22 protein-coding genes and 1 tRNA gene are annotated in these 21,988 nt (G+C 71.4%); 19 read left to right on the forward strand and 4 right to left on the reverse strand.

Features of this window, described 5'->3' with window-relative positions:
• Positions 1–74 precede the first annotated feature (74 nt).
• The 5 genes from dnaG to efeB all read left to right on the forward strand — a co-directional run bounded on the left by dnaG (position 75) and on the right by efeB (position 6,436).
• A complete protein-coding gene (gene dnaG / locus ABWI04_RS11555) occupies positions 75–2,048 on the forward strand; it encodes a DNA primase (RefSeq protein ID WP_353832358.1) in 1,974 nt (657 codons plus the stop codon).
• 72 nt (positions 2,049–2,120) lie between these two features.
• Entirely contained in the window at positions 2,121–3,266 is a 1,146-nt protein-coding gene (rpoD, locus tag ABWI04_RS11560) for an RNA polymerase sigma factor RpoD (RefSeq protein WP_360579442.1), read from the forward strand.
• A 162-nt stretch (positions 3,267–3,428) separates the two neighbouring features.
• Positions 3,429–3,893, forward strand: coding sequence for a YbjQ family protein (locus tag ABWI04_RS11565; RefSeq protein ID WP_345174503.1), 465 nt, complete (start codon positions 3,429–3,431; stop codon positions 3,891–3,893).
• Positions 3,894–4,029: 136 nt separating this feature from the next.
• Positions 4,030–5,166 carry an iron uptake system protein EfeO gene (gene efeO / locus ABWI04_RS11570; protein ID WP_353832359.1) on the forward strand — a complete coding sequence of 379 codons (1,137 nt, stop codon included), beginning with the start codon at positions 4,030–4,032 and terminating at the stop codon, positions 5,164–5,166.
• A 25-nt stretch (positions 5,167–5,191) separates the two neighbouring features.
• On the forward strand, positions 5,192–6,436 hold the full coding sequence (efeB, locus tag ABWI04_RS11575; RefSeq protein ID WP_345174507.1) for an iron uptake transporter deferrochelatase/peroxidase subunit: 1,245 nt from the start codon (positions 5,192–5,194) through the stop codon (positions 6,434–6,436).
• A gap of 11 nt (positions 6,437–6,447) precedes the next feature.
• On the opposite strand, the gene ABWI04_RS11580 is transcribed toward efeB, so the two are convergent.
• A complete protein-coding gene (locus tag ABWI04_RS11580) occupies positions 6,448–7,698 on the reverse strand; it encodes a molecular chaperone DnaJ (RefSeq protein WP_345174509.1) in 1,251 nt (416 codons plus the stop codon).
• Positions 7,699–7,918: 220 nt separating this feature from the next.
• On the opposite strand from ABWI04_RS11580, the gene ABWI04_RS11585 reads away from it, so the two are divergent.
• The 10 genes from ABWI04_RS11585 (at position 7,919) to ABWI04_RS11630 (ending at position 17,433) form a co-directional block, all read left to right on the forward strand.
• The gene (locus ABWI04_RS11585) at positions 7,919–8,494 is read left to right on the forward strand and encodes a TerD family protein (RefSeq protein ID WP_149257552.1); all 576 of its coding nucleotides are present in this window, start codon (positions 7,919–7,921) and stop codon (positions 8,492–8,494) included.
• 40 nt (positions 8,495–8,534) lie between these two features.
• Positions 8,535–9,113 carry a TerD family protein gene (locus ABWI04_RS11590; RefSeq protein ID WP_353832360.1) on the forward strand — a complete coding sequence of 193 codons (579 nt, stop codon included), beginning with the start codon at positions 8,535–8,537 and terminating at the stop codon, positions 9,111–9,113.
• Between the two features lie 62 nt (positions 9,114–9,175).
• Positions 9,176–10,297 (forward strand): DUF475 domain-containing protein, encoded by a 1,122-nt coding sequence (locus tag ABWI04_RS11595; RefSeq protein WP_345174512.1) that lies wholly within the window; start codon positions 9,176–9,178, stop codon positions 10,295–10,297.
• A gap of 59 nt (positions 10,298–10,356) precedes the next feature.
• Entirely contained in the window at positions 10,357–10,935 is a 579-nt protein-coding gene (locus ABWI04_RS11600; RefSeq protein ID WP_345174513.1) for a TerD family protein, read from the forward strand.
• Between the two features lie 102 nt (positions 10,936–11,037).
• Positions 11,038–12,207 (forward strand): HpcH/HpaI aldolase/citrate lyase family protein, encoded by a 1,170-nt coding sequence (locus tag ABWI04_RS11605; protein WP_345174516.1) that lies wholly within the window; start codon positions 11,038–11,040, stop codon positions 12,205–12,207.
• Between the two features lie 11 nt (positions 12,208–12,218).
• Positions 12,219–13,562 carry a phosphoribosyltransferase family protein gene (locus ABWI04_RS11610; protein ID WP_345174518.1) on the forward strand — a complete coding sequence of 448 codons (1,344 nt, stop codon included), beginning with the start codon at positions 12,219–12,221 and terminating at the stop codon, positions 13,560–13,562.
• Positions 13,559–14,671 carry a cysteine protease StiP family protein gene (locus tag ABWI04_RS11615; protein WP_353832361.1) on the forward strand — a complete coding sequence of 371 codons (1,113 nt, stop codon included), beginning with the start codon at positions 13,559–13,561 and terminating at the stop codon, positions 14,669–14,671. The genes ABWI04_RS11610 and ABWI04_RS11615 overlap by 4 nt, the downstream gene beginning before the upstream one ends.
• Positions 14,668–15,504: an HAD family hydrolase gene (locus tag ABWI04_RS11620; RefSeq protein WP_353832362.1), complete on the forward strand. Its 837-nt coding sequence runs from the start codon at positions 14,668–14,670 to the stop codon at positions 15,502–15,504. Before ABWI04_RS11615 ends, ABWI04_RS11620 begins: the two co-directional genes overlap by 4 nt.
• 97 nt (positions 15,505–15,601) lie before the next feature.
• On the forward strand, positions 15,602–16,921 hold the full coding sequence (locus ABWI04_RS11625; protein ID WP_353832363.1) for an MGH1-like glycoside hydrolase domain-containing protein: 1,320 nt from the start codon (positions 15,602–15,604) through the stop codon (positions 16,919–16,921).
• A gap of 17 nt (positions 16,922–16,938) precedes the next feature.
• Entirely contained in the window at positions 16,939–17,433 is a 495-nt protein-coding gene (locus ABWI04_RS11630) for a hypothetical protein (protein WP_345174526.1), read from the forward strand.
• On the opposite strand, the gene ABWI04_RS11635 is transcribed toward ABWI04_RS11630, so the two are convergent.
• Entirely contained in the window at positions 17,430–17,693 is a 264-nt protein-coding gene (locus ABWI04_RS11635; protein WP_353832364.1) for a YtxH domain-containing protein, read from the reverse strand. The two genes, ABWI04_RS11630 and ABWI04_RS11635, sit on opposite strands and share 4 nt — an antisense overlap.
• A gap of 143 nt (positions 17,694–17,836) precedes the next feature.
• Here ABWI04_RS11635 and ABWI04_RS11640 point away from each other — a divergent pair.
• A tRNA-Asn gene (locus tag ABWI04_RS11640) sits at positions 17,837–17,909 on the forward strand.
• A 254-nt stretch (positions 17,910–18,163) separates the two neighbouring features.
• Here the strand turns inward: ABWI04_RS11640 and ABWI04_RS11645 are convergent.
• Positions 18,164–19,054, reverse strand: coding sequence for an LLM class F420-dependent oxidoreductase (locus ABWI04_RS11645; protein WP_353832365.1), 891 nt, complete (start codon positions 19,052–19,054; stop codon positions 18,164–18,166).
• Between the two features lie 88 nt (positions 19,055–19,142).
• Here ABWI04_RS11645 and ABWI04_RS11650 point away from each other — a divergent pair, with 88 nt between their 5' ends.
• The 3 genes from ABWI04_RS11650 to ABWI04_RS11660 all read left to right on the forward strand — a co-directional run bounded on the left by ABWI04_RS11650 (position 19,143) and on the right by ABWI04_RS11660 (position 21,036).
• The gene (locus ABWI04_RS11650; protein ID WP_353832366.1) at positions 19,143–19,679 is read left to right on the forward strand and encodes a TetR/AcrR family transcriptional regulator; all 537 of its coding nucleotides are present in this window, start codon (positions 19,143–19,145) and stop codon (positions 19,677–19,679) included.
• Between the two features lie 283 nt (positions 19,680–19,962).
• A complete protein-coding gene (locus ABWI04_RS11655; protein ID WP_353832367.1) occupies positions 19,963–20,742 on the forward strand; it encodes a GTPase family protein in 780 nt (259 codons plus the stop codon).
• 93 nt (positions 20,743–20,835) lie between these two features.
• Positions 20,836–21,036: a hypothetical protein gene (locus ABWI04_RS11660; protein WP_345174533.1), complete on the forward strand. Its 201-nt coding sequence runs from the start codon at positions 20,836–20,838 to the stop codon at positions 21,034–21,036.
• 124 nt (positions 21,037–21,160) lie between these two features.
• On the opposite strand, the gene ABWI04_RS11665 is transcribed toward ABWI04_RS11660, so the two are convergent.
• Positions 21,161–21,814 (reverse strand): hypothetical protein, encoded by a 654-nt coding sequence (locus tag ABWI04_RS11665; protein WP_353832368.1) that lies wholly within the window; start codon positions 21,812–21,814, stop codon positions 21,161–21,163.
• Between the last annotated feature and the right edge of the window lie 174 nt (positions 21,815–21,988).

Genomic DNA, 21,988 nt, shown 5'->3' on the forward strand with positions numbered 1-21,988 from the left:
GGGCCGGGGGCGCACCCATGCCCGTCGCGGCGCGATGCTCTCGATGTCGCAAGCCCGCCGTAGACTCCTTGGTCGTGGCAGGCCGGATTCGCAATGAGGACATCGCACTCGTACGGGAGCGCTCGTCCATCGCCGACGTGATCGGCGAGTACCTGCAGCTGCGCAGCGCGGGCGGCGGCAATCTCAAGGGCCTGTGCCCCTTCCACGACGAGAAGTCCCCGTCGTTCAACGTGACGCCCTCGCGCGGGCTGTACTTCTGCTTCGGCTGCGAGGCGGGCGGCGACGTCATCAAGTTCGTCCAGGAGATCGAGCACCTGACCTTCACCGAGTCGGTGGAGCGGCTCGCCGCCCAGGCCGGGATCCAGCTGCGCTACGAGGAGGGCGGCGGGCGCGGCCCCCGCCAGGACGGCGGGCAGCGCGCCCGGCTGGTCGAGGCCCACCGGGCGGCCGCCGAGTACTACGCCGAGCAGCTGAACTCCGCCGCCGGCGCGCCCGGCCGCACGTTCCTGTCCGAGCGCGGCTTCGAGGCCGCCGACGCCGAGCGCTTCGGGGTCGGCTTCGCGCCCCGCGAGTGGGAGGGCCTCGTCAGGCACCTGCGCGGGCGCGGCTTCGCCGACCGCGACATCGTCGCCGGCGGCCTGGCCAAGGAGGGGCGGCGCGGCCCGATGGACCGGTTCCGCGGCCGGCTGATGTGGCCGATCCGCGACCTGTCCGGCGACGTCATCGGGTTCGGCGCGCGGCGGCTCTTCGAGGACGACGACGGCCCCAAGTACCTGAACACCCCCGAGTCGCCGCTGTTCCACAAGAGCTCGGTGCTGTACGGGGCCGACCTCGCCAAGAAGGAGATCGCCCGGCGGCGGCAGGCCGTGGTGGTCGAGGGCTACACCGACGTGATGGCCTGCCACCTGGCGGGCGTCCCGACGGCCATCGCCACCTGCGGCACGGCGTTCGGCGACGAGCACATCAAGGTCCTGCGCCGCCTGCTGATGGACCAGGACGAGTTCCGCGGCGAGGTGATCTTCACCTTCGACGGCGACGCGGCCGGGCGCAAGGCGGCGCTGCGCGCCTTCGACGACGAGCAGAAGTTCGTGTCCCAGACGTTCGTGGCCGTCCAGCCCGACGGCCTCGACCCGTGCGACCTGCGCATCCGGCACGGCGACGCGGCGGTGCGCGACCTCGTGGCGTCCCGGCTGCCCCTGTTCGAGTTCGCCGTGCGCAGCGCGATCGAGCAGCACGACCTCGACACGGTCGAGGGGCGGCTCGGCGCCCTGGACGCGGCCGCCCCCGTCGTCGCCGCCATCAAGGACCGCTCCCGCCGCCACATGTACGCGGTCAACCTGGACCGCTGGCTCGGCATCATGGACGAGCAGTTCGTGCTGCGCCGCGTCCGCGAGCTGGCGAACCGGCAGCACGGCCGCGCGCAGGCGGGGAACGGCCGCAACCAGAACGGGCGCGGCCAGAACGGGCACGGGCGCCCCCAGAACGGCGACGGCCGGGCGAACGGCCCCGCCGCGGAGAACGGGCGCCGCGGCGACGCGGAGCCGCAGGCGCCGCGGCGGCCCGCCTTCGACCCCGCCGACCCCGAGGTCCAGCGCGAGCGCGAGCTGCTGAAACTGGCGGTCCAGCGCCCGGCGCTGCTCGGCCCGGCGTTCGACGAGCTCCCGGTCGAGGCGTTCCTCGCGCCCCCGCACACGGCGGTGCGCGCGGTGATCGCGGATGCGGGCGGCGTCACCGCGGCGGGGAGCGTGCCGGAGTGGGTCGCCCGCCTTCTGGAGCGGGCGCCGAACGACCAGGTCAGGGATCTGCTCACCAAGCTCGGGGTGGAGCCGGTCCGGTCCGCCCAGGAATCGGACGACCGCTATGCCGCGGAATTGCTCGCCCGAATTCAGGAGCGCCAGCTCACCCGCATGATCGCGAGCGTGAAATCTAAACTCGGGCGGCTGAATCCGGTCGAGGCGGCCGAGGAGTACAACCGGCTCTTCGGTGATCTTGTCGCGCTTGAGCAGCAGAGACGGGTGTTGCGGGATCGGGGGCTTGGGTCGCAATAGGCGTCCGTCCCGCGAAAATGGGTCCTGTGATCTAGGCCCCATTTGACGCAGACTGTCTGCGTGGGCCCTTCGGTGCTGCCAAGCGAGGCGCCATCGGTTGATCAGGTGGCGGACCTCGTCGCACGCGGCAGAGAGCGCGGCGGTGTGACCGTCGAGGACGTCGCTGCCGCGCTCGATCGCTCGGACTTGCCGGACGACTCGCTGGAGCGGGTCGTCCGGATGCTCGCAGAGCAGGGGGTGGACGTCCTCGACTCTCAGCAGGAGACCGAGGACGTCACGCGAGCGGATGAGGGAGACCTCGGCAAGCGGGCGCCGACGAGCGACCTGGTTCGGATCTACCTGAGAGAGATCGGTCGCGTACCGCTGCTCACGGCAGAAGATGAGGTAGAACTCGCGAAATCGATCGAGGCGGGACTGTTCGCCGAGGAGAAGATGGCGCGCACCGCCGTCCTCGCCCGCGGCGAACTGCTCGACCTCGAACTGCTCTCCCGCGAAGGGGCGCGGGCGAAGCAACGGCTGATCGAGGCCAATCTCCGGCTCGTCGTCTCGATCGCCAAACGCTACGTCGGCAGGGGAATGCTGTTCCTCGACCTGATCCAGGAGGGAAATCTCGGACTGATCCGCGCGGTCGAGAAATTCGACTACACCAAGGGGTTCAAGTTCTCGACCTACGCCACCTGGTGGATCCGGCAGGCGATCACCCGGGCGATCGCCGACCAGGCCCGGACGATCCGCATCCCGGTGCACATGGTGGAGACGATCAACAAGCTGGTCCGCGTGCAGCGCCAGATGCACCAGGACCTCGGCCGGGAGCCGAGCCCCGAGGAGATCGGCCTGGAGATGGGCCTGTCGCCCGTCCGGGTCGTGGAGATCCAGCGCATCGCGCAGGAACCGGTCTCGCTGCAGTCGCCGATCGGCGAGGAGGACTCCGACCTCGGCGACTTCATCGAGGACGCCGACGCGGTCGTGCCGATGGAGGCGGCGGCCTTCCTCCTGCTGCAGGACCAGCTGGAGGACATCCTCGCCACGCTGTCGGAACGGGAGCAGCGCATCATCCAGCTGCGCTTCGGCCTGGTCGACGGCCACCCGCGCACCCTGGAGGAGGTGGGGCGCGAGTTCGGCGTGACGAGGGAGCGGATCCGCCAGATCGAGTCCAAGACGCTGGCGAAGCTGCGCCACCCGTCCCGGGCCCAGATGCTCCGCGAGTACCTGGACTGAGGCGCGGCCCGGACGGCGGGCCGTCCTCCCGGCCGTCCGCCGGGAGGACGGCCGCCGCAGGGCCGGCGCGCTGCGCCCGGCGCGGCGTCCGGCGGTGCGAAGAGATACGCGTTACCGCCGTTACGTCGCATTTCGTCCGGATGGTGTCCTACCGTGGTGACCATGCTGATCGTGACGACTGATGGCGTGGCGGGGTACGAGATCAGGAGCGTGCTCGGAGAGGTCCTCGGGCTGGCCGTCCGGGCCGATCAGGGCGCGGTCCACGCGCCCGGGCAGGGCGGGAGCAGCGCGACGTTCCGGGTGACGGGGGAGCAGCCGGGCGCGGGCCTGGCCGCGGCGCGCCGCGAGGCGGTGGACCGGCTCGGCGAGGAGGCCCGCCGCAAGGGCGCGAACACGGTGGTGGGCATGCGTTTCGACACCGCCCTGATCGGCGGCGGCGTCGAGGTGTGCGCGTACGGGACGGCCGTCTGGGCGGAGCCGGCGGCGCAGCAGCGCGAGCAGGCGCCCCAGCACCAGCAGCGCCCGCAGCACCCGGGGCACCTGCCCCCGTACGGCGACCCGCAGGCCGGCGGCCCGCCGATGGCCGCCCGCAACCTCACGATGGGGCTGCACGACCGGCCGCGCTGAGCGGCTCCGCCGGTCCGCCCGGAACGAGGCGGCGCGGCGTGGGATGACTCACTGTCTCCGACCCCACTTGACGTGCTGAGGTTAGCTTTCGCTAATTTAGGTAAGCCTAACCATTTGCACGCTCCTGGAGACCCTGATGCGTCCTGTGTCCGTCCTCGCGCTCGCCGGCGCCGCCGCGGTGTCGATGTCCCTTCTGACGGCGTGCGGCGGTGACGGGGACGAGGCGGGCGCGGCGGGCGCCGTGGCCGTGACGGCCACCGACGACGCCTGCGAGGTCGCCAAGACCGACCTCCCCGCGGGCAAGACCACCTTCAAGGTCGCCAACAAGGGCTCCAAGGTCAACGAGTTCGAGGTGCTCAAGCCGGACGGCAAGATCCTCGCCGAGCGGGAGAACATCGGCCCCGGCACCAGCGTCGACTTCGTCGTGAACCTGCCCGCGGGCACGTACAAGCTGCTGTGCAGCGCCGGGCAGACCGGCAAGGGGCCGTCCCAGGACGTCACGGTCACCGGCGGCGCCGCCGCCGGCGGCGCGGACCCGCGCCTGAGCAAGGCCGCGGCCGACTACAAGGCCTTCGTCATCGTCCAGACCGACGACACGATCGCCAAGACGCGGAAGTTCGTGGACGCGGTGAAGGCCGGCGACGTCGAGAAGGCCAAGGAGCTGTACGCGCCGTCCCGCGTCGGCTGGGAGACGATCGAGCCCGTCGCCGAGAAGTTCGGCGACCTCGACCCCAAGGTCGACGCGCGCGAGGCCGACCTCAAGCCGGAGGAGAAGAAGGACTGGTCCGGCTGGCACCTGCTGGAGAAGGCCCTCTGGAAGGACGGCTCGGTCAAGGGCAAGGAGAAGTACGGCGACCAGCTGCTGGCCGACCTCGGCACGCTGAAGTCGCGGCTGCCCGGCCTCACGCTGGACCCCGTCAACGACATGGCGGGCGGCGCGAAGGAGCTGCTGGACGAGGTCGCCACCGGCAAGGTCACCGGCGAGGAGGAGGCGTTCAGCCACACCGACCTCGTCGACTTCAAGGCCAACGTGGACGGCGCCAGGAAGATCTACGAGCTGCTCAAGCCGGTCGTCCAGGAGCACGACGCGCAGCTCGCCAAGGACCTCGACGACAACTTCGCGGGCGTCGAGGCGCTGCTGAAGAAGCACGAGAAGGGCGACGGCTACGTGTCCTACGACAAGGTCGGCGAGGACGAGCGCAAGGAGCTGGCCGACGCGGTGAACGCGCTGGGCGAGCCCCTGTCCAAGCTCGCCGCCGCCGTCGCCAAGTGATCCGGACGAGAGGAACGGCAGCGGCATGACGGGCGAAGGGACGCAGGAGCGGCCGGGCATGTCCCGGCGGCGGATGCTGGGGTTCTCCGGCGCGAGCCTGCTCGTCGGGGCCGCCGCCGGGGCCGGTCTGGACCGGGTCGCCTCCGCGGAGGAGGACGACGACGCGGGTGACGCGATCGCCTTCCACGGCGCGCACCAGGCGGGCATCGCCACCCCCGTGCAGGACCGGCTGCACTTCGCGGCCTTCGACGTGACGACGGGCGACCGCGACCGGCTCGTGCGGATGCTGAAGGAGTGGACGGCCGCGGCCGCCGCCATGACCGCCGGCCGGCCGGTCGGCGACGGCGCGGTCGGCGGCCCCTCGGTCGCGCCGCCCGACGACACCGGCGAGGCGCTCGGGCTGCCGCCGTCCCGGCTCACGCTGACGATCGGCTTCGGCCCGTCGCTGTTCGAGAAGGACGGCAAGGACCGGTTCGGCCTCAGGGCGCGCCGTCCCGCCGCGCTGGTCGACCTGCCGCACTTCCCCGGCGACAACCTCGACCCGGCCCGCAGCGGCGGCGACATCGCCGTCCAGGCCTGCGCGGACGACCCGCAGGTCGCGGTGCACGCCGTCCGGAACCTGGCGCGCATCGGGTTCGGGGTGGTCGCGGTCCGGTGGTCCCAGCTCGGCTTCGGCAAGACGTCCTCGACGACGCCGGACGCGCAGACCCCGCGCAACCTGTTCGGGTTCAAGGACGGCACCGAGAACATCGCCGGAACCGAGGCGGACCTGCTCGACCGCCACGTGTGGGCGGCCGGGGGCGACGGGGCCGACTGGATGGCGGGCGGCTCCTACCTCGTCGCCCGCCGCATCCGGATGCACATCGAGACCTGGGACCGCACGTCACTGCGCGAGCAGGAGGACGTCTTCGGGCGGAACAAGGGCGAGGGCGCGCCGGCCGGGCTGCGGAAGGAGCGCGACAAGCCCGTCCTGTCCCAGATGAAGCCGGACGCGCACGTGCGGCTCGCCCACCCCGACTCCAACCAGGGGACGCGCATCCTGCGGCGGGGCTACTCGTTCACCGACGGGTCGGACGGCCTCGGCCGGCTGGACGCGGGCCTGTTCTTCATCGCGTTCCAGCGCGACCCGCGGACGGGGTTCATCCGCGTGCAGAACTCGCTGGCCACCGACGCTCTGAACGAGTACATCCAGCACGTCGGGTCGGGCGTCTACGCGTGCCCGCCCGGCGTCCGCAAGGGCGGTTACTGGGGCGACACCCTCTTCGCCTGACGGGCCGCGGGCTAGCCCTGCCCGGCCCGCTCCGAGCGGATCCGCGCCACCACGTCGCCGGCGGCCGTCCTGATGGACTCCAGCTCCTGCAGGTAGGCCCAGTAGTCGGGGTGGGCGCCCGTGAGCCGCTGCGGCGCCCTTTCCAGCCGCTCGACGAGGGAGTCGAGCACGCGGGCATGCTGGGGCGGGGCGCCGCCCGGCTGCGCCATGGCGAGCCGCTGGGCGTCGCGCACCGCGAACCGGACGCCCTCGACGGGCCCGGCCGGGTCCTCGGCGACCGCTCTCAGCTCCTCCACCCGCCCGGTGACCTGCCCGGCGCGGCGGTCGGCCGCGTTCAGCTCGGTGCGCGCGGCGGTGAGCGCCTGCTGCGCCCGCTTCCACTCGGAGCGGCCCGCGTGCGCGGACGCCTCGTTCAGCCGCTCGCGGGCCCGGGTGACGGCCGCCTCGATCGACTCGGGGGCGCCCTTGAGGTCCTGCCAGCACGCCTGCGAGTAGCCGCGCACGAGGACGCGCATCGCCTCCCGGACGCCCGCCGCGCGGTTCGCGACGGCGTCGGCGCGCGTCCGGACGGAGGAGAGCGAGTCGCGGACCTTCTGCGCCTGCCGGGGCAGCTCCGCGGCCGCCTCCCGCGCCCGCTCGGCGATCTCGCGGACCTCGTCGGCCGCGCGGATGGCGCCGTCGAGGCCGAACCCGCCGAGCCCCTGGGAACCGAGCTGCGCCAGGACCTGCTTGGCGCGGTCCAGCTCCTGCTCCGGGTCGGCGGCGTCCATCCCGGCGGCCCTGGCCGCGGACACGGCGGCGTCCGCGGCGGCCACGGCGTCGCGGGCGGCGGTGAGGCGGGGCGGGAGCTGGTCGAGCGCGGACTCCAGCCGGGCCATCCGCGGGGCGAGGCGCTCGGCGAAGCCGTTGAGGTCCCCGGTGATCTTCTGGAGCCGCTCGGTGGAGGCGACGAACGCGCGCCGCGCGGCGTCGTACTCGGCCGGTGACCGGTCCCGGTCATCGAGGTCGTGGGCGTCCAGGACGGAGATGTAGGCCACCGAGGCGGCGTCGGCGGCCTCGGCGAGCCGGGTGAACTCCCGGCGGGCGGGCTCGGCCGCCTTGGCGTCCAGGTCCTCGAACACGGTGACGCGGCCGTCGATGTACTTCTGCGCCTGGTCCATGTCGTAGAAGGCGGCCGCGGCCGCCTCCCGCGCCTCGACGGCCCCGGCCGCCGCCTGTGCCCCGCGGCCGCCCCGGCGGCGCTGGTCGCCCGGTCCCCGCAACGCAGCCTCCCTTCGTCCGCCCCCCAGTCTGGCGCAACCGGCCCGGGTTTCGTCCACGCGGGAAGGCGGGCGGGTGCGCGGCGACGGCGGGGTGGCGACCGAATCACAAAGATTGTCGCCATCCCTTCATAAAGGATGGAACGGATAGCATCGCTGCAACGTCGATAAGGCTGGGCGCCCGTTCGGCGTCCGATCCGGCATGCGATCTTGGAGGCTCATCGTGCCCGTCAGCCTGAGCAAAGGCGGCAACGTCTCGCTCACCAAGCAGGCCCCCGGCCTGTCCGCGGTGACCGTCGGTCTCGGCTGGGACCTGCGCACGACGACCGGGACCGATTTCGACCTCGACGCCTCCGCCATGGTCCTGGACGCCTCCGGAAAGATCATTACGGACCAGCACTTCGTCTTCTTCAACAATCTGCGCACGCCGGACGGCGCGGTCGAGCACACCGGCGACAACACCACCGGCGCGGGCGAGGGCGACGACGAGCAGCTCAAGGTCAACTTCGGCGCGATGCCCGCCACGGCCGAACGGGTCGCGTTCGCCGTGTCGATCTACGACGCCGACAGCCGCGGGCAGAACTTCGGGCAGGTCCGCAACGCCTTCATCCGGGTGCTGAACCAGGCCGACGGTGCGGAGATGGCGCGCTACGACCTGACCGAGGACGCGTCCATGGAGACCGCCATGGTCTTCGGTGAGCTGTACCGCAACGGGACGGAATGGAAGTTCAGGGCGGTGGGCCAGGGGTACGCGTCGGGACTGGCCGGCATCGCGGCCGACTTCGGCGTCAACATCTGAACAGTCCGAGCAGTCTGGACAGGAAGGGAGCAGCCCGCACATGGGGGTCTCACTCGCCAAGGGCGGCAACGTCTCGCTGACGAAGGCCGCGCCGAACCTCACCGCGGTCACCGTCGGCCTCGGCTGGGACGTGCGCGCCACCACCGGCGCCGACTTCGACCTGGACGCCTCCGCGCTGATGCTGGCGAGCACCGGCAAGGTCATGTCGGACCAGCACTTCGTCTTCTTCAACAACCTGCGCAGCCCGGACGGCTCGGTGGAGCACACCGGCGACAACCTGACCGGCGAGGGCGAGGGCGACGACGAGTCGATCAACGTCGACCTCACCTCGGTGCCGGCCGAGTGCGAGCGCATCGTGTTCCCGGTCTCGATCTACGACGCCGACAACCGGCAGCAGAGCTTCGGGCAGGTCCGCAACGCCTTCATCCGGATCGTCAACCGGAACGACGGCAACGAGCTCGCGCGCTTCGACCTCACCGAGGACGCCTCCACCGAGACGGCCATGGTCTTCGGTGAGCTTTACCGCCACAACGGCGAATGGAAGTTCAGGGCCGTCGGCCAGGGGTACGCCTCCGGTCTGGCGGGCATCGCGATGGACTTCGGCGTCAACGTCGGCTGACCGCCGGCGCCCCCGCACCCCGGCCGCTCCGCCCGGCCGCCCTTCCTAGCAGAAATACGCGCATGATTCTTCGCACCTTCGGGTGGTCCTTCGGCGTCACGGTCGTCGGCCTGCTCCTCGCCCTGCTCTACGACGGGCCGACCGGGCTCGCCCTGGTCGCCGTACTGGCCGTCCTCGAGGTCTCGCTGTCGTTCGACAACGCCGTCGTGAACGCCAAGGTGCTCGACCGCATGAGCGCCTTCTGGCAGAAGATCTTCCTCACCGTCGGCATCGCGATCGCGGTGTTCGGCATGCGGCTGGTCTTCCCCCTGCTGATCGTGGGGATCACGGCCAAGCTGAGCCCGGTCGAGGCGTTCGACCTCGCCCTCAACGACTCGCACCGCTACCACCAGCTGATGAACGACGCCTACCCGATGATCGCGGCGTTCGGCGGCATGTTCCTGATGATGCTGTTCCTGGACTTCGTGTTCGAGGAGCGCGCCGACAAGTGGCTGCCGTGGCTGGAGCGGCCGCTCGCCCGCATCGGCAAGCTGGACCAGCTGTCGGTCGTCGTGGCGGGCGGCTCGCTGGCGCTCGTGGCGTGGCTGTCGGCCTCCGACCCGGGCAGCGTCATGATCGCCGGCGTGCTCGGGATGGTGACCTACATCCTGGTCAACGGGCTCGGGGAGCTGTTCTCCGAGGCGAGCGAGGACGACGACGAGGACGAGGAGGACGGCGCGGAAGCCGGGAAGAGCGGCGGGCGGAGCGGGCCGAGCTCCCTGGCCCTCGCCACCGGCAAGGCGGGCTTCTTCCTCTTCCTGTACCTGGAGGTGCTGGACGCCTCGTTCAGCTTCGACGGCGTCATCGGCGCCTTCGCGATCAGCACCGACCCGATCGTCATCGCGCTGGGCCTCGGCATCGGCGCCATGTACATCCGGTCGCTGACAGTGTTCCTGGTCCGCAAGGGCACGCTGCACGAGTACGTCTACCTGGAGCACGGCGCGCACTGGGCGATCGGCGCCCTCGCGGTCTGCATGCTGGTGAGCATCGGCCACCACGTCCCCGAGTGGATCACCGGCGGGCTCGGCGCCGGGCTGATCATCGCCGCGTTCGCCAGCTCCGTCGTCCGCAACCGCAACCAGGGCGGGGACTCTCCCGACTCGGCGGCGGGCGGCGGGCGGCCGCTGCACTCCAGCCAGGTCTGACCCGCGCCACGCGTACCCGGAACCCCGCGACACACATCGATCACTGGAGGAGCCGAACGATGTCCATATCGCTGCAGAAGGGGCAGAAGGTCTCGCTGGCCAAGCCGGGCGGCGGCACCCTGACGAGGGTCAGGATGGGCCTCGGCTGGGACGCCGTGGTCAAGAAGGGGCTGTTCGGCAAGGGCAAGGCGCAGTCCATCGACCTGGACGCCTCGTGCCTGCTGTTCGACGCGTCCGGCGACCTCGCCGACCAGGTGTGGTTCCGGCAGCTGCGCAGCAAGGACGGCTCCGTCCAGCACACCGGCGACAACCTCACCGGCGAGGGCGAGGGAGACGACGAGGTCATCAACGTCGACCTGCAGAGCGTTCCGGCGGGCGTCGCCCAGCTGGTGTTCACGGTGAACTCGTTCACCGGCCAGGACTTCTCCCAGATCGCGGGCGCGTTCTGCCGGCTGGTGGACGAGAGCACCGGCGAGGAGATCGCGCGCTACGAGCTGAGCGGCGCCGGGCAGCACAACGCGCAGATCATGGCCAAGGTGTCGCGGGACGGGCAGGGCTGGTCGATGACGGCGATCGGGGCGACCGCCACCGGCCGCACGTTCCAGCAGCTGCTCCCGGCCGTGGCGACCCACCTGTGACCCGGACACCTGTGCTCCGGACACCAGTGATCCGGCGCGGCCAGTCCGCCCGGGGGCGGCCCCCCTCGCCCCCTGTCGAGAGCACCGTCTGACGAGGGGTAAATGCGGCATTTCGACCATATTGACGCCGCGCGTCGCAAGCACCTGTTCTACCGGCACCCGCGCCCGTTCGGCCGGCACGACGATCCGGACGTGCTGGCGGTCGCGCTCGGCGCGACCCTGTACTGCCCGGCCACCCGCCCGGCCCTCGCCGCCGACGTCGAGCGCGCGGCGGGGCGCGGCGTGATGAGCATGGTGGTGTGCCTGGAGGACGCGATCGCCGACGACGAGGTCGAGGCCGGGGAGGCCAACCTCGTGGCGCACCTGCGGGCTCTGCACGCCCGCTCCGCACCGGACGGCGCGGAGGTCCCCCTGCTGTTCGTCCGCGTCCGCGACCCCCGGCAGATCGGCGACCTGGTCGGCCGGCTCGGCGACGCGGCGGAGCTCGTCACCGGGTTCGTCCTGCCGAAGTTCACCGCGTCCGGCGGTGGAGCGTTCCTGGACGCGCTGGAGGACGCGGCCGACCGCTCCGGGCGCCGGCTGCTCGCCATGCCGGTGATCGAGAGCCCGGAGGCCGTCTACGCCGAGACGCGCGCGGAGATGCTGCACGACGTGGCGCGGCTCCTCGCCAAGCACCGGTCCCGGGTCCTCGCCGTCCGGCTGGGGGCGACCGACATGTCCGCCGCGTACGGGCTGCGGCGCCCGCCCGACCTGACGATCTACGACATCCGGCCCGTCGCGGGCGTGATCTGCGACGTGGTCAACATCCTCGGCCGCGCCGACGGCACCGGCCACGTGGTGACCGGCCCCGTGTGGGAGTACTTCTCGCAGGGGGAGCGGATGTTCAAGCCGCAGCTGCGGCAGTCGCCGTTCGAACGGCAGAGCGCCGCCCCGCTGCGGCAGCGGCTCATCACCTCCGATCTGGACGGGCTGATCCGTGAGGTGCACCTGGACAAGGCCAACGGGCTCACCGGCAAGACCGTCATCCATCCGAGCCATGTGGCCGCCGTCCACGCCCTGTCGGTGGTGACGCACGAGGAGTACAGCGACGCGGCCGACATCCTGGGCGTCACCGGGGGCGGCGCGATGGCCAGCTCGTACGCGAACAAGATGAACGAGGCCAAGCCGCACCGCGCGTGGGCACAGCGGCTGATGCTGCGCGCCCAGGTGTTCGGGGTGGCCGCGGAAGGCGTCACGTTCGTCGAGCTTCTCGAAGCGGCGGACAGCCGGTGACGGGTTCCTGGGTGGGTTCGCGTCTGGGCGTCCGCCTCGTGGACGGCGCGCGGCCGGCGGGTGCCGGGCTCTCGTCGCTCGTGGGGCTCGCCGTGCGCCGCAATCCGAAGCGCGCGCATCTGCTGGTGTCCGCAGTGCTGGGCAAGCACGTGCCGACCGATCCGCGCCTGGTGTACGGGTCGGGGCTGCTGCTGGGCGAGCTTGTGCGCGCGCGCCTGCGGGGCGGCGAGCCGTCCCGCCCTGGTTCGCTCCTCCTGGACGGGCTGCGGGGCGAGCCGAACGCCGCCGCCGGGCTACGTGACCTCGTGCGCACTCCCCAGAACCCTGTGGACGCGATCGTGCTGGGTTACGCCGAGACCGCCACGGCCCTGGGGCATTCGGTGGCGGACGCTCTGGGCGGCGCGTACTACCTGCACTCCACACGGCGTCCCGTCGAGGGGTTCGCCACCTACGGCGGATTCGAAGAAGAGCACAGCCACGCCACGAGCCATCTGCTGCTCCCCGCCGACACCGCCCCGCTCGATCGCGACGTACCGATGGTTCTGGTGGACGACGAGCTCTCGACGGGCCGGACGGTGCTGAACACCATCGAGGCCCTGCATGCCGTCCGTCCCAGGAGCCACTACGTACTGGCGGCCCTGGTCGACTTGCGAGACCCCGACGACCGGGCCCGGATGGACGATCTCGCCGTCCGGCTGGGTGCCCGCATAGACGCGGTGGCTCTGGCCGAGGGACGGGTCGGGCTTCCGGAGGGCGTCCTTGAGGCGGGCAAGGCACTCGTCGCCGGGATACCGTCACCGCCCTTCATCCCCGAGGGAGGATCGGCGTTCGGAGTCTCCCGGGTCGAGCTGGAATGGCCTGCCGCACTGCCGGACGGCGGACGCCACGGTTTCCTGCCCGAGCACCGGACGCGGCTGGAGAAGGAACTGGCCCGGATGGGCGACGTCCTCTGGGGCAACCTCGGCGAAGAAGCCTCCCGTGTCCTCGTCCTTGGATTCGAGGAGCTGATGTACGCGCCGCTGCGCCTCGCGGAGGCGCTCGCCGATGCCCGGCCGGACGTGGACGTCCGCTACTCCACGACGACGCGTTCCCCTGTCCTGGCCGTCGATGACCCCGGTTACGCCATCAGGACCCGCCTGGTGTTCCCCTCCCATGACGACCCCGCCGACGGGCCGGGGGAGCGGTACGCCTACAACGTCGCCCCTGGGGCCGGTCAACGCCGCTTCGACAGGATCGTGTTCGTGGTGGACGACGTCGGCGACACCCCGGCGCTCGCCAGCGGCCTGCTGGAACGGCTTCGCGCGCTAGCCCCCGTGACGGTCGCCACCGTCCCGTCCTACAGGAGAGCGTCGTGAAGCCGCTTTACGGGCCCGAGTTCGGCAGCTACCCCAGGGAAGACGTCGCCTGGCTGCTCAAAGACCTGTCCGGCGCACGGCTCGAAGCGCCCACCGAGGAACGTGAGGCGGCGATCCAGTCGGGACGGGCGCACTACGCCGAGTCGCTTCCGGTCGAGTACCAGCCGGGCCCTGAGTACCGGCGCCTGTTCCACGACGCGCTGGAGGCGTCCGCCGAGCGGCTCGCCTACGCCACCGGGCTGGTCACCGAGATGATCCTCGCCGAGCGCGGCCCGGACGCCGTCCTGGTGTCGCTGGCGCGGGCCGGGACGCCCGTCGGCATCCTGATGCGCCGCTGGGCCCGGTACGCGCACGGCCTGGACGTCCCGCACTACGCGGTCAGCATCGTCCGCGGCCGGGGCATCGACACGGTCGCGCTGCGGTATCTCGCCGAGCACCACGACCCGGCGTCCGTGATGTTCGTGGACGGCTGGACGGGCAAGGGCGCCATCACCAAGGAACTGACCGCCGCCCTGGCGGAGCACCCGTCCCCCTCCGATCTCGCCGTCCTGGCGGACCCGGGCCGGTGCACGTCCCTGTACGGCACCCGGGACGACTTCCTGATCCCGTCCGCCTGCCTCAACTCGACCGTGTCGGGCCTGGTGAGCCGGACGGTCCTGAACGACTCCCTCATCGGGCCCGGCGACTTCCACGGCGCGAAGTTCTACGCCGAACTGGCCGGCGACGACGTGTCGCGCGTCTTCCTCGACGCGGTCTGCGCGCGCTTCGGGCACGTGGCCGAACGCGTCGCGAAGGACCTGCCGGAGCTCCGCGCCGCCGACCGCGCGCCCGACTGGTCGGGATGGGAGGCCGTCCGGCGCAGCGCCGAGGCGGAGGGCATCGACGACCTGAACCTCGTCAAACCGGGGATCGGCGAGACCACGCGAGTGCTGCTGCGCCGCGTCCCGTGGAAGGTGCTCGTGCGGGCCGACGCTGGGCCGGAAGTCACCCACATCAGGCTGCTCGCCCGCGAACGCGGCGTGCCCGTCCATGAGGTCGAGCCCGGACGGTTCCCCTACGCGTGCATGGGTTTCATCCATCCCCGGTTCGGCAAGGGGGCCGTGCAGTGACCGTCCTGGTGTGCTCCGACCTGGACCGCACGCTCATCTACTCGACTGCGGCCTTCGCCTTGGAGGGCCCAGACGAGACCATGCCGCGCCTACTGTGCGTGGAGTTCTACCAGGGCGCGCCGCTCTCCTACATGACCGAGACGACCGCGCGCACCCTGGAGGCACTCGCGACGGCCTCCACGTTCGTCCCGACGACGACGCGCACCCCCGAGCAGTATCGACGCGTCCACCTCCTGGAGAAGCCGCCCCCGTACGCCATCTGCGCGAACGGCGGCCACATCCTGGTGGACGGCGAGGACGACCCGGATTGGGCGGCGTCCGTCCGGACCCGGATCGCCGACGGATGCGCCCCGCTCGCGGACGTCCAGCGGCGCCTCGCGACCAACGGCGGCGACTTCGTCCTCAAGCGGCGCACCGCGTCCGACCTGTTCGCCTACACGGTCGTGGACAAGGCCGCGCTGCCGTCCGGCTGGGTCGAGGACCTCACCGGATGGTGCGCCGAACGCGGCTGGCGGACGTCCCTCCAGGGCCGCAAGGTCTACTGCCTGCCCGCGGGCCTGACCAAGGCCGCCGCCGCCGAGGAGGTCGCCCGCCGCGCCGGCGCCTCCACCATGCTCGCCGCCGGCGACGCGCTCCTGGACGCCGAGCTGCTGGAGGCCGCCGACCTGTCGATCCGCCCCGCCCACGGGGAACTGCACGAAACCGGCTGGACGGCCCCCGCCACCGCCGTCACCGCAGCGCGGGGCGTCGCCGCCGGCGAGGAGATCGCGCACTGGCTCCTGGCCCGGGCCGCGGCGCCGCAAATGTTCACAGACCGACCTCCCGGCCGGTAGACAACCGTCGCCGCCCCAGGGGTCGCCGTGACGGCGATCTAGGGCCACAATCAAGGGTGCACCCTTCTCTCGCCCAGGAGGAGGTCACCTGGACCACATGAGCTCCCGTCTCACCGGCGACGAGACCGCGCTGTGGAAGGCCGCGGCCCGGGTCCTCGACGCGAACTGGACGGGCAACGCCACCGCCGCCTCGCCCGGCCTCTACCCGCACCAGTGGAGCTGGGACTCGGCCTTCATCAGCATGGGCCTGGCCCGCCACCGCCGCGACCGCGCCGAAGCCGAGCTGATCTCCCTGTTCCGGGGCCAGTGGGCGGACGGGATGCTGCCCCACATCGTGTTCAACACGCGGCTCGACCGGCGCGCCTTCTTCCCCGGCCCCGAACTGTGGCGCAGCGACCGGCAGCCCGACGCCCCGCACGGCGTGCACACCTCCGCCCTCACCCAGCCGCCGCTGCACGCACTCAGCGCCCTGCGCCTGCACGAGTGCGCCGTCGACGGGGAGAGCAGCCGGGCGTTCCTGGCCCGCCTGTACCCGATGCTGACCGCCCAGCACCGCTACCTGGCCCGCTGCCGCGACCTGGACTCCAGCGGCCTCATCGCCATCTGCCACCCCTGGGAGTCGGGCCTCGACAACAGCCCCGCCTGGGACCGCCCCCTCGGCGCGCTCCCGCTGCCCCCGTCCTCCTACGCCCCCGGCCTGCGCTCCCACGGCCTGCCGACCGGCGAGGACTACGACCGCTACGTGCGGCTCGTCGCGCTCATGCGGGAGGCCGCCTACCGGCCCGGCTACCTCCGCGACGCGCACCCGTTCGCGGTCGAGGACCCCCTCGTCAACGCCGTCTACCTGGCCTCCACGCACGCCCTCGCCGCCATCGCCGAGATCATCGGCGCCGACCCCGTCCCGCACCGCGAACGCGCCGAGCGCGTCCACGAGGCCGTCCTGCACCGCCTCTGGGACGCCGACACCGGCTGCTTCCGCGCCCGCGACCTGCGCGACGACCGCCTGCTCCCCGTCATCACCGCCGGCTCCTTCGGCCCCCTCCTGGACCCCGAACTCCCGGCCCCGATCGTCCGCAACCTCGTCGACCTGCTGCTGTCGGCCCGCTTCGCCGGCGCCGCCGGCTACCCCATCCCCACCTGCGACATCCAGGCGCCCGCCTTCGACCGCGCCGGCTACTGGCGCGGCCCCACCTGGATCAGCACCAACTGGCTCGTCTGGTACGGCGCCCTCGGCCACGACCTGCCCGTCGTCGCCGACCTGCTCTACGGCTCCACCATGCGGCTCGTCCGCCAGTCCGGCTTCCGCGAGTTCTTCGACCCGTTCGACGGCACCGGCCGCGGCAGCCACGACTTCGCCTGGTCCGCGGCCCTCGTCCTGGACCTCCTCGGGGCCCGCCGCGCCCCCCAGGCGGCCTGATCGCCTACCGTGGGGGCATGCGCCTGAACCGGGGTCCCCTGCCCGCCGCGGTCCGCGACGAACTCGCGCTGGAACGCGGCGAACGCGTCCTCGCGGCGGCCCCCACCCGCGGCGGCTCGTACGTCACCGCCACCCTCCTCGCCCTGCACGTGCCGACCCCCTCGGGCGGCTTCACCCGCATCCCCTGGGAGCGCGTCGACCACGCCACCTGGAAGGACGGCTGGCTGCACGTCAAGGAGACCTCCGGCGGCGCCGAGCACCACGTCCGCCTCACCGACCCCGGCTCGGTGCCCGAGACCGTCCGGGAGCGCGTCACCGCCACCATCGCCGTCACCCACCACGCGACCCTCCCCGGAGGCGGGAAGGTGCGCATCGCCGGCCGGCGCCCCGCAGCCGGCGGCGATGTACGCTGGACGTTCGTCTTCGACGCCGGGCTGGACCCGTCCGACCCGGGCCTGCGGGCCCAGGCCGAACAGGTCCTCGAAGACCTGCGCCGTCAGACCGGCCTCTAGCCGGGGTACGGCTGCTCCTCCTTGCGGCCGCCCGTGACCTGCTCGGGCACCCGGTCCTTCAGGTGCCCCGCCTTGTCCCGCGCGGCCCCGGCGAACGTCTCACCCTTCGACCGGATCTTCCCGGCCGCCTCCTGCACGTTCGGGTTCTCCGACACCTGCTTGGAGAGCTGCTTGATCTGCTCGTACCGCTCGCGCCCGGCCTTCGTCCCGAAGACGTAGCCGACCGCGGCGCCTGCTATGAACATCGTGCGAGCCTTCATGTCCAACTCCTACTGACGGCGGAATCGTGACACCCCCTATACCCGCCCTCGCCGCCTCAATCCCCGCGCGTGCGCGAACAGCCCCGGACATGCGCTAACCTAGACCCGCCGCCAGGGGCCGCCAGGCACCGGCGGACGCACGATCCCGCGTAGCTCAATCGGCAGAGCAGCCGGCTGTTAACCGGCAGGTTATTGGTTCGAGTCCAATCGCGGGAGCCGAGGCGGCTTCGCCTGCTCGCCGACCTTTGGTCGGCTTCGCCGGGGCCCGCTGTGCCAGTCCGGGGGGCGACCCCCCGGAACCCCCCGGTGGGGAGCTTCGCTCCCCGGCTCCCGGTTGCGGTCTCTGATTCTGTTCAGGTGTACTGCCGGTTGCCGCCTTTGAAGCTCTTCGGATGCGCCGTTAGATTTTCCTTCCCTCTCGGAGATACCCAGGTCGGACGCCATTCCACCTTGTCATTGGTGAGGTTTGGTCAGCATAGGGAGGCGGCCAGGGCCAGGAGGTCCGCTTGTTCGCCGCGGGGGCTGATGAGGAGGTCGGTGACGCCTGCTTCGGCGAAGCGGCGTAGTTCGCGGGTGATCGTTCTCTCGTCTCCGGCGATGACCGTCTCGTGGACGCCGGACAGGCCCTGACGGTCGAGGACCGCGCGGTAGGCGGGGAAGTCCGACACGGCGCCAAGCTGGTCGGCCAGGTCGCGGCGGACGGCGTCCGGGTCATCGGTGAGGGCCACTATGGTGCCCGCCAGTACGCGTGGCGCGGGGCGTCCTGCGGCCTCGGCGGCCTTGGTGATGGACGGGACGATGTGGTCGGCGATCGCGTCCGCGCCCACCCAGGTCGTCACGGTGCCGTCGGCCAGTTCGCCCGCGATGCGCAGCATGGCCGGACCAAGGGCTGACACCAGCACGGGCGGCGGGGTCACGCCGGGTGCGTCCAGTGTGCCTACCGCGGTCAGCGTCTCGCCGCGGTAGTCGACTTCCTCGCCGCGCAGCAGAGGGCGCAGGGCCGACAGGTACTCGCGGACGTGTCGCGCTGGGCGTTCGTAGGCGATGCCGTGCGATCCCTCGATGACCTGCGGGTGGCTCGGGCCGATGCCGAGAGTGAAGCGACCGCCCGTCATGGCCTGTGCGGTGAGCGCCTGGCTGGCCAGCGCGAGGGGGTGGCGCGGGTAGGTCGGGACGATCGCCGTGCCCACCTCGATGCCGGGGACCTCGCGGCCGGCGAGCGCGGCGGTCATGAGTGCGTCCCAGGAGCCCGCGTGCCCGAAGAAGACGCTGTCGAGCCCGGTGTCCCGGGCCAGGCGGACCTGCGTCACCAGGTCGTCCAAGGGGGCCAGTCCGGCGATGGTGAACAGTCCGATGCGCATGAGCCGCTCCAAGGTGAATCGGATCTTCCGGTTCTGGTTGTGCAGGATAACCTGAATCCTCTGTTCCGGTTACTTCGGGAGGAGGACGATGCGGGCCGACGCCAAGCGCAACCGCGAGCGGATCGTCTCCTGTGCCCTCGACCTGTTCGCCGAGCGGGGGCCCGGCGTCAGCATGGAGGAGATCGCGCGGGCGGCGGGCCTCGGCGTGGGGACCCTCTACCGGCATTTCCCCGACCGGCGAGCACTGGTCGAGGAGATCGCGACCAGTTCGCTCCGGTGCCTGGGAGCGGAGATCCGGCGGCTTCGCGGGCAGGAGCTTCCGCGCTGGGAGGCGCTGACCCGGGTCGTCGCCTTCTGCGCCGGTCAGCCGTTCGCGCTCGTGAAGGCCGTCGCGGACGGGGATTCGCCGCCGGAGGAGCGGCTTGCCCTGCAGGACGAGGTAGACGGCCTCCTCCGGGAGCTCATGCGAGAGGTGCAGGAGGAAGGCGCGATGCGCGATGACATCAGCCCGGTGGAGGCCGTCGAGATCCTCAGCACCGCCGTCTGCCGTCCTGGAGCCCGGGAGGACGACGCCGTCACCCGCGTGATGCTGGACGGGCTCCGGGCGAAGGCGTCGGGCCGATGACGGACCGGGTTTGCACGGTGCTCCGAATGATCTGATATGTCAGGCGGGGCGCGGCCGGTCGGCAGTTGGGCGCCAATTCGATCTCATTTCCCCGTGAAAACTCTGGCGGTGTTTTCCCCGTATCGCGCGCTCGGGCCGGTGGATCTTATGGCCGGAGGCGGACGTCGTCCGCCCGGTGCGCGCGGGCTTCGCGCGAGTAGCGTGTTTCGCAGGCTTCTATGAGTCCCTCGGTCAAGTGGCTTGCGGGGTGCGGGTGGCTATGGGGAGTAAAGAAGATCAAGAAATGCGGCGGAAGGTTCTCGCGGAACTCCAGGAGGAGCTCCGGCAGAAGCCGCTGACAATCGGCGTGGTCGGTGTTTCCGGGGTCGGGAAATCCACTCTGGTGAACACCCTGTGCGACACCGAGCTGCCGACGAGCCCTACCGTGGCCTGTACGAGGGAATTCGAGAGCCAGGACGTCAGCATCACCGTGCGGGGCGGGATCGTCGACGGCCACCGGACGAAACTGAGGGTCGTCGACGCGCCGGGGCTCGGGGAGAGCGTCGAGCAGGATCCCGGCTACCTGGAGATGTACCGGAGCGAGCTTCCGAAGTGCGACGTCGTGCTCTGGCTCAGCGCCGCCCGGAACCGGGCGATCGCCCTGGAGCAGCAGTACATCGCGGAACTCCTCGGAGTGAACGACCGGATCGTCTTCGGTCTCAGCCAGGTCGACCTGATCGACCCCCTCGACTGGAACACCGAGGTGAACCTCCCTTCCGGCGAGCAGCTGAAGAACATGCGGGAGATCTGTCGCGACAGGGCGGACCGTTTCTCGCGGACGATCGGGGCGCCCGTCGAGTTCGTGCCCGTCTCCGCCGGCAGGCGGTACAACCTCCAGCCGCTCTTCTCGGCTCTTCTGGAAAAGGTTCCCGACGAGCGCGCCTGGATATTCTCGGGCGTCAAGGCGTTCACCGCGGGGGACTGGGTCCCGGAGAAGTACCGGGGAAAGGTCATGAGGGGTGCGGACGGGGTCGGAACTTCCAGGAAGGGGGCGGGGCTGCTGAAGTTCCTCCGCGGTGAGTGACGGGGCGAGACTTCGGCGGTTTTTCTCTGGTGCGGTGGTGGCGGAGGCTCCCCGATGGAGATCCGTCGCTGACGGAGTTGCAAGGGGTGAACAATGGCGGGCTCCGAAGAGAACATGATCCGCAATGAGCTGGATCGCTACAGCGCGAGCGAGCAGCTGGAGATCGCGCGCACGCGGTCCTCGCTTGAGGAATGGGCCAGGAGGATCAAGATGCTCAAGGACATCGCGATGTCGGTCGCGGACATCGTGAAGGTGGCCAAAGAGCTGCTGGACTGGTGGAACAACCGGAGGTGACGGGGTACTCCACCACCGTCTCCTGACGCCCCGGGCGGACGTCCCGGTTGCGGCGCTCATGCCAGGCTGTGATCTCGCAGCCTGGCATGGCGGTTCTCCAGGCGACGACGGCGAACCGGACGTGTCACGGCGGGCCGGACAGGTCGGGTCCGCAGGAGTCCAGGTCGGGCACGACACCGAGCCAGGCGCGTACCTCCGCCGCCAGTCCGGTGTCCGCGATGAGGTCGACGATGGGTGCGAGGCCGGTCAGTGCTCGCTGCATGTCGATGAGCCGATGCGTGTCGCGGTACTCGTCGGTTTGGGCCAGGGCCCGCAACATGGCGCCGATGTCCTCGCCGGGGCGGGCGAAGTCGTCCTCGGTCAGCGGGATCGAGCGGAGATGCGCGGCGCGGTCGACCGCCTCCTGTCGGCTCATCGTGAAGCCGCCGAGGACCCGCCGGGCGATGCCGTCCGGCCGGAGGACCTCCGGCAGACCCGCGATCTCGTCGCCGGCCTCCAGGGCCGCCAGCGACAGCCAGACGAGGTCCTCGACGGCGTGCGCCAGCGGGAACCCCTGTTCCAGTGCCCACTCGATGAGCGAGGCGGCGAGTTCCGCATCGGCGGCCGGTCTCTGGAGCGGCCATCCCGCGCGCTGCCAGCGGACGTCCCGCACCCCTGCCTCGACCAGGCTCAGCCACCAGTAGAACGGGCTGATGTTCGGTGGCTGGTTGTCCAGCAGCCACTGCTTGCGCAGAGGCGGGTCGATGTCGAGAAGGCGGTAGAACACGAAGTCGGTCATGTCGCCAGCCGATCTTCCTGGGGGCCGCAGCGGTGAGGTCCCACGCATTATCCCCACGAATCGGATCCCTCGGCAGACCGTCGGGGGTTCGGGCGTTCCCTGGTCCGTGCCGTCGGGGCGCCTCGCGGTCCTCCCATACGGCGGGATGGTCGTTTCGGGGGTGATGATCGGGTA

The sequence above is a fragment of the Actinomadura sp. NPDC000929 genome (assembly GCF_040492065.1).
Lineage (GTDB): Bacteria > Actinomycetota > Actinomycetes > Streptosporangiales > Streptosporangiaceae > Spirillospora > Spirillospora verrucosospora.

Bases quoted from the DNA above. Each gene is read 5' to 3' on its own strand.
- ABWI04_RS11565 (WP_345174503.1), top strand. From the start codon at position 3,429: ATGCTGATCGTGACGACTGATGGCGTGGCGGGGTACGAGATCAGGAGC.
- efeO (WP_353832359.1), top strand. From the start codon at position 4,030: ATGCGTCCTGTGTCCGTCCTCGCGCTCGCCGGCGCCGCCGCGGTGTCG.
- efeB (WP_345174507.1), top strand. From the start codon at position 5,192: ATGACGGGCGAAGGGACGCAGGAGCGGCCGGGCATGTCCCGGCGGCGG.
- ABWI04_RS11590 (WP_353832360.1), top strand. From the start codon at position 8,535: ATGGGGGTCTCACTCGCCAAGGGCGGCAACGTCTCGCTGACGAAGGCC.
- ABWI04_RS11595 (WP_345174512.1), top strand. From the start codon at position 9,176: ATGATTCTTCGCACCTTCGGGTGGTCCTTCGGCGTCACGGTCGTCGGC.
- ABWI04_RS11600 (WP_345174513.1), top strand. From the start codon at position 10,357: ATGTCCATATCGCTGCAGAAGGGGCAGAAGGTCTCGCTGGCCAAGCCG.
- ABWI04_RS11605 (WP_345174516.1), top strand. From the start codon at position 11,038: ATGCGGCATTTCGACCATATTGACGCCGCGCGTCGCAAGCACCTGTTC.
- ABWI04_RS11625 (WP_353832363.1), top strand. From the start codon at position 15,602: ATGAGCTCCCGTCTCACCGGCGACGAGACCGCGCTGTGGAAGGCCGCG.
- ABWI04_RS11630 (WP_345174526.1), top strand. From the start codon at position 16,939: ATGCGCCTGAACCGGGGTCCCCTGCCCGCCGCGGTCCGCGACGAACTC.
- ABWI04_RS11635 (WP_353832364.1), bottom strand. From the start codon at position 17,693: ATGAAGGCTCGCACGATGTTCATAGCAGGCGCCGCGGTCGGCTACGTC.
- ABWI04_RS11645 (WP_353832365.1), bottom strand. From the start codon at position 19,054: ATGCGCATCGGACTGTTCACCATCGCCGGACTGGCCCCCTTGGACGAC.
- ABWI04_RS11650 (WP_353832366.1), top strand. From the start codon at position 19,143: ATGCGGGCCGACGCCAAGCGCAACCGCGAGCGGATCGTCTCCTGTGCC.
- ABWI04_RS11655 (WP_353832367.1), top strand. From the start codon at position 19,963: ATGCGGCGGAAGGTTCTCGCGGAACTCCAGGAGGAGCTCCGGCAGAAG.
- ABWI04_RS11660 (WP_345174533.1), top strand. From the start codon at position 20,836: ATGGCGGGCTCCGAAGAGAACATGATCCGCAATGAGCTGGATCGCTAC.
- ABWI04_RS11665 (WP_353832368.1), bottom strand. From the start codon at position 21,814: ATGACCGACTTCGTGTTCTACCGCCTTCTCGACATCGACCCGCCTCTG.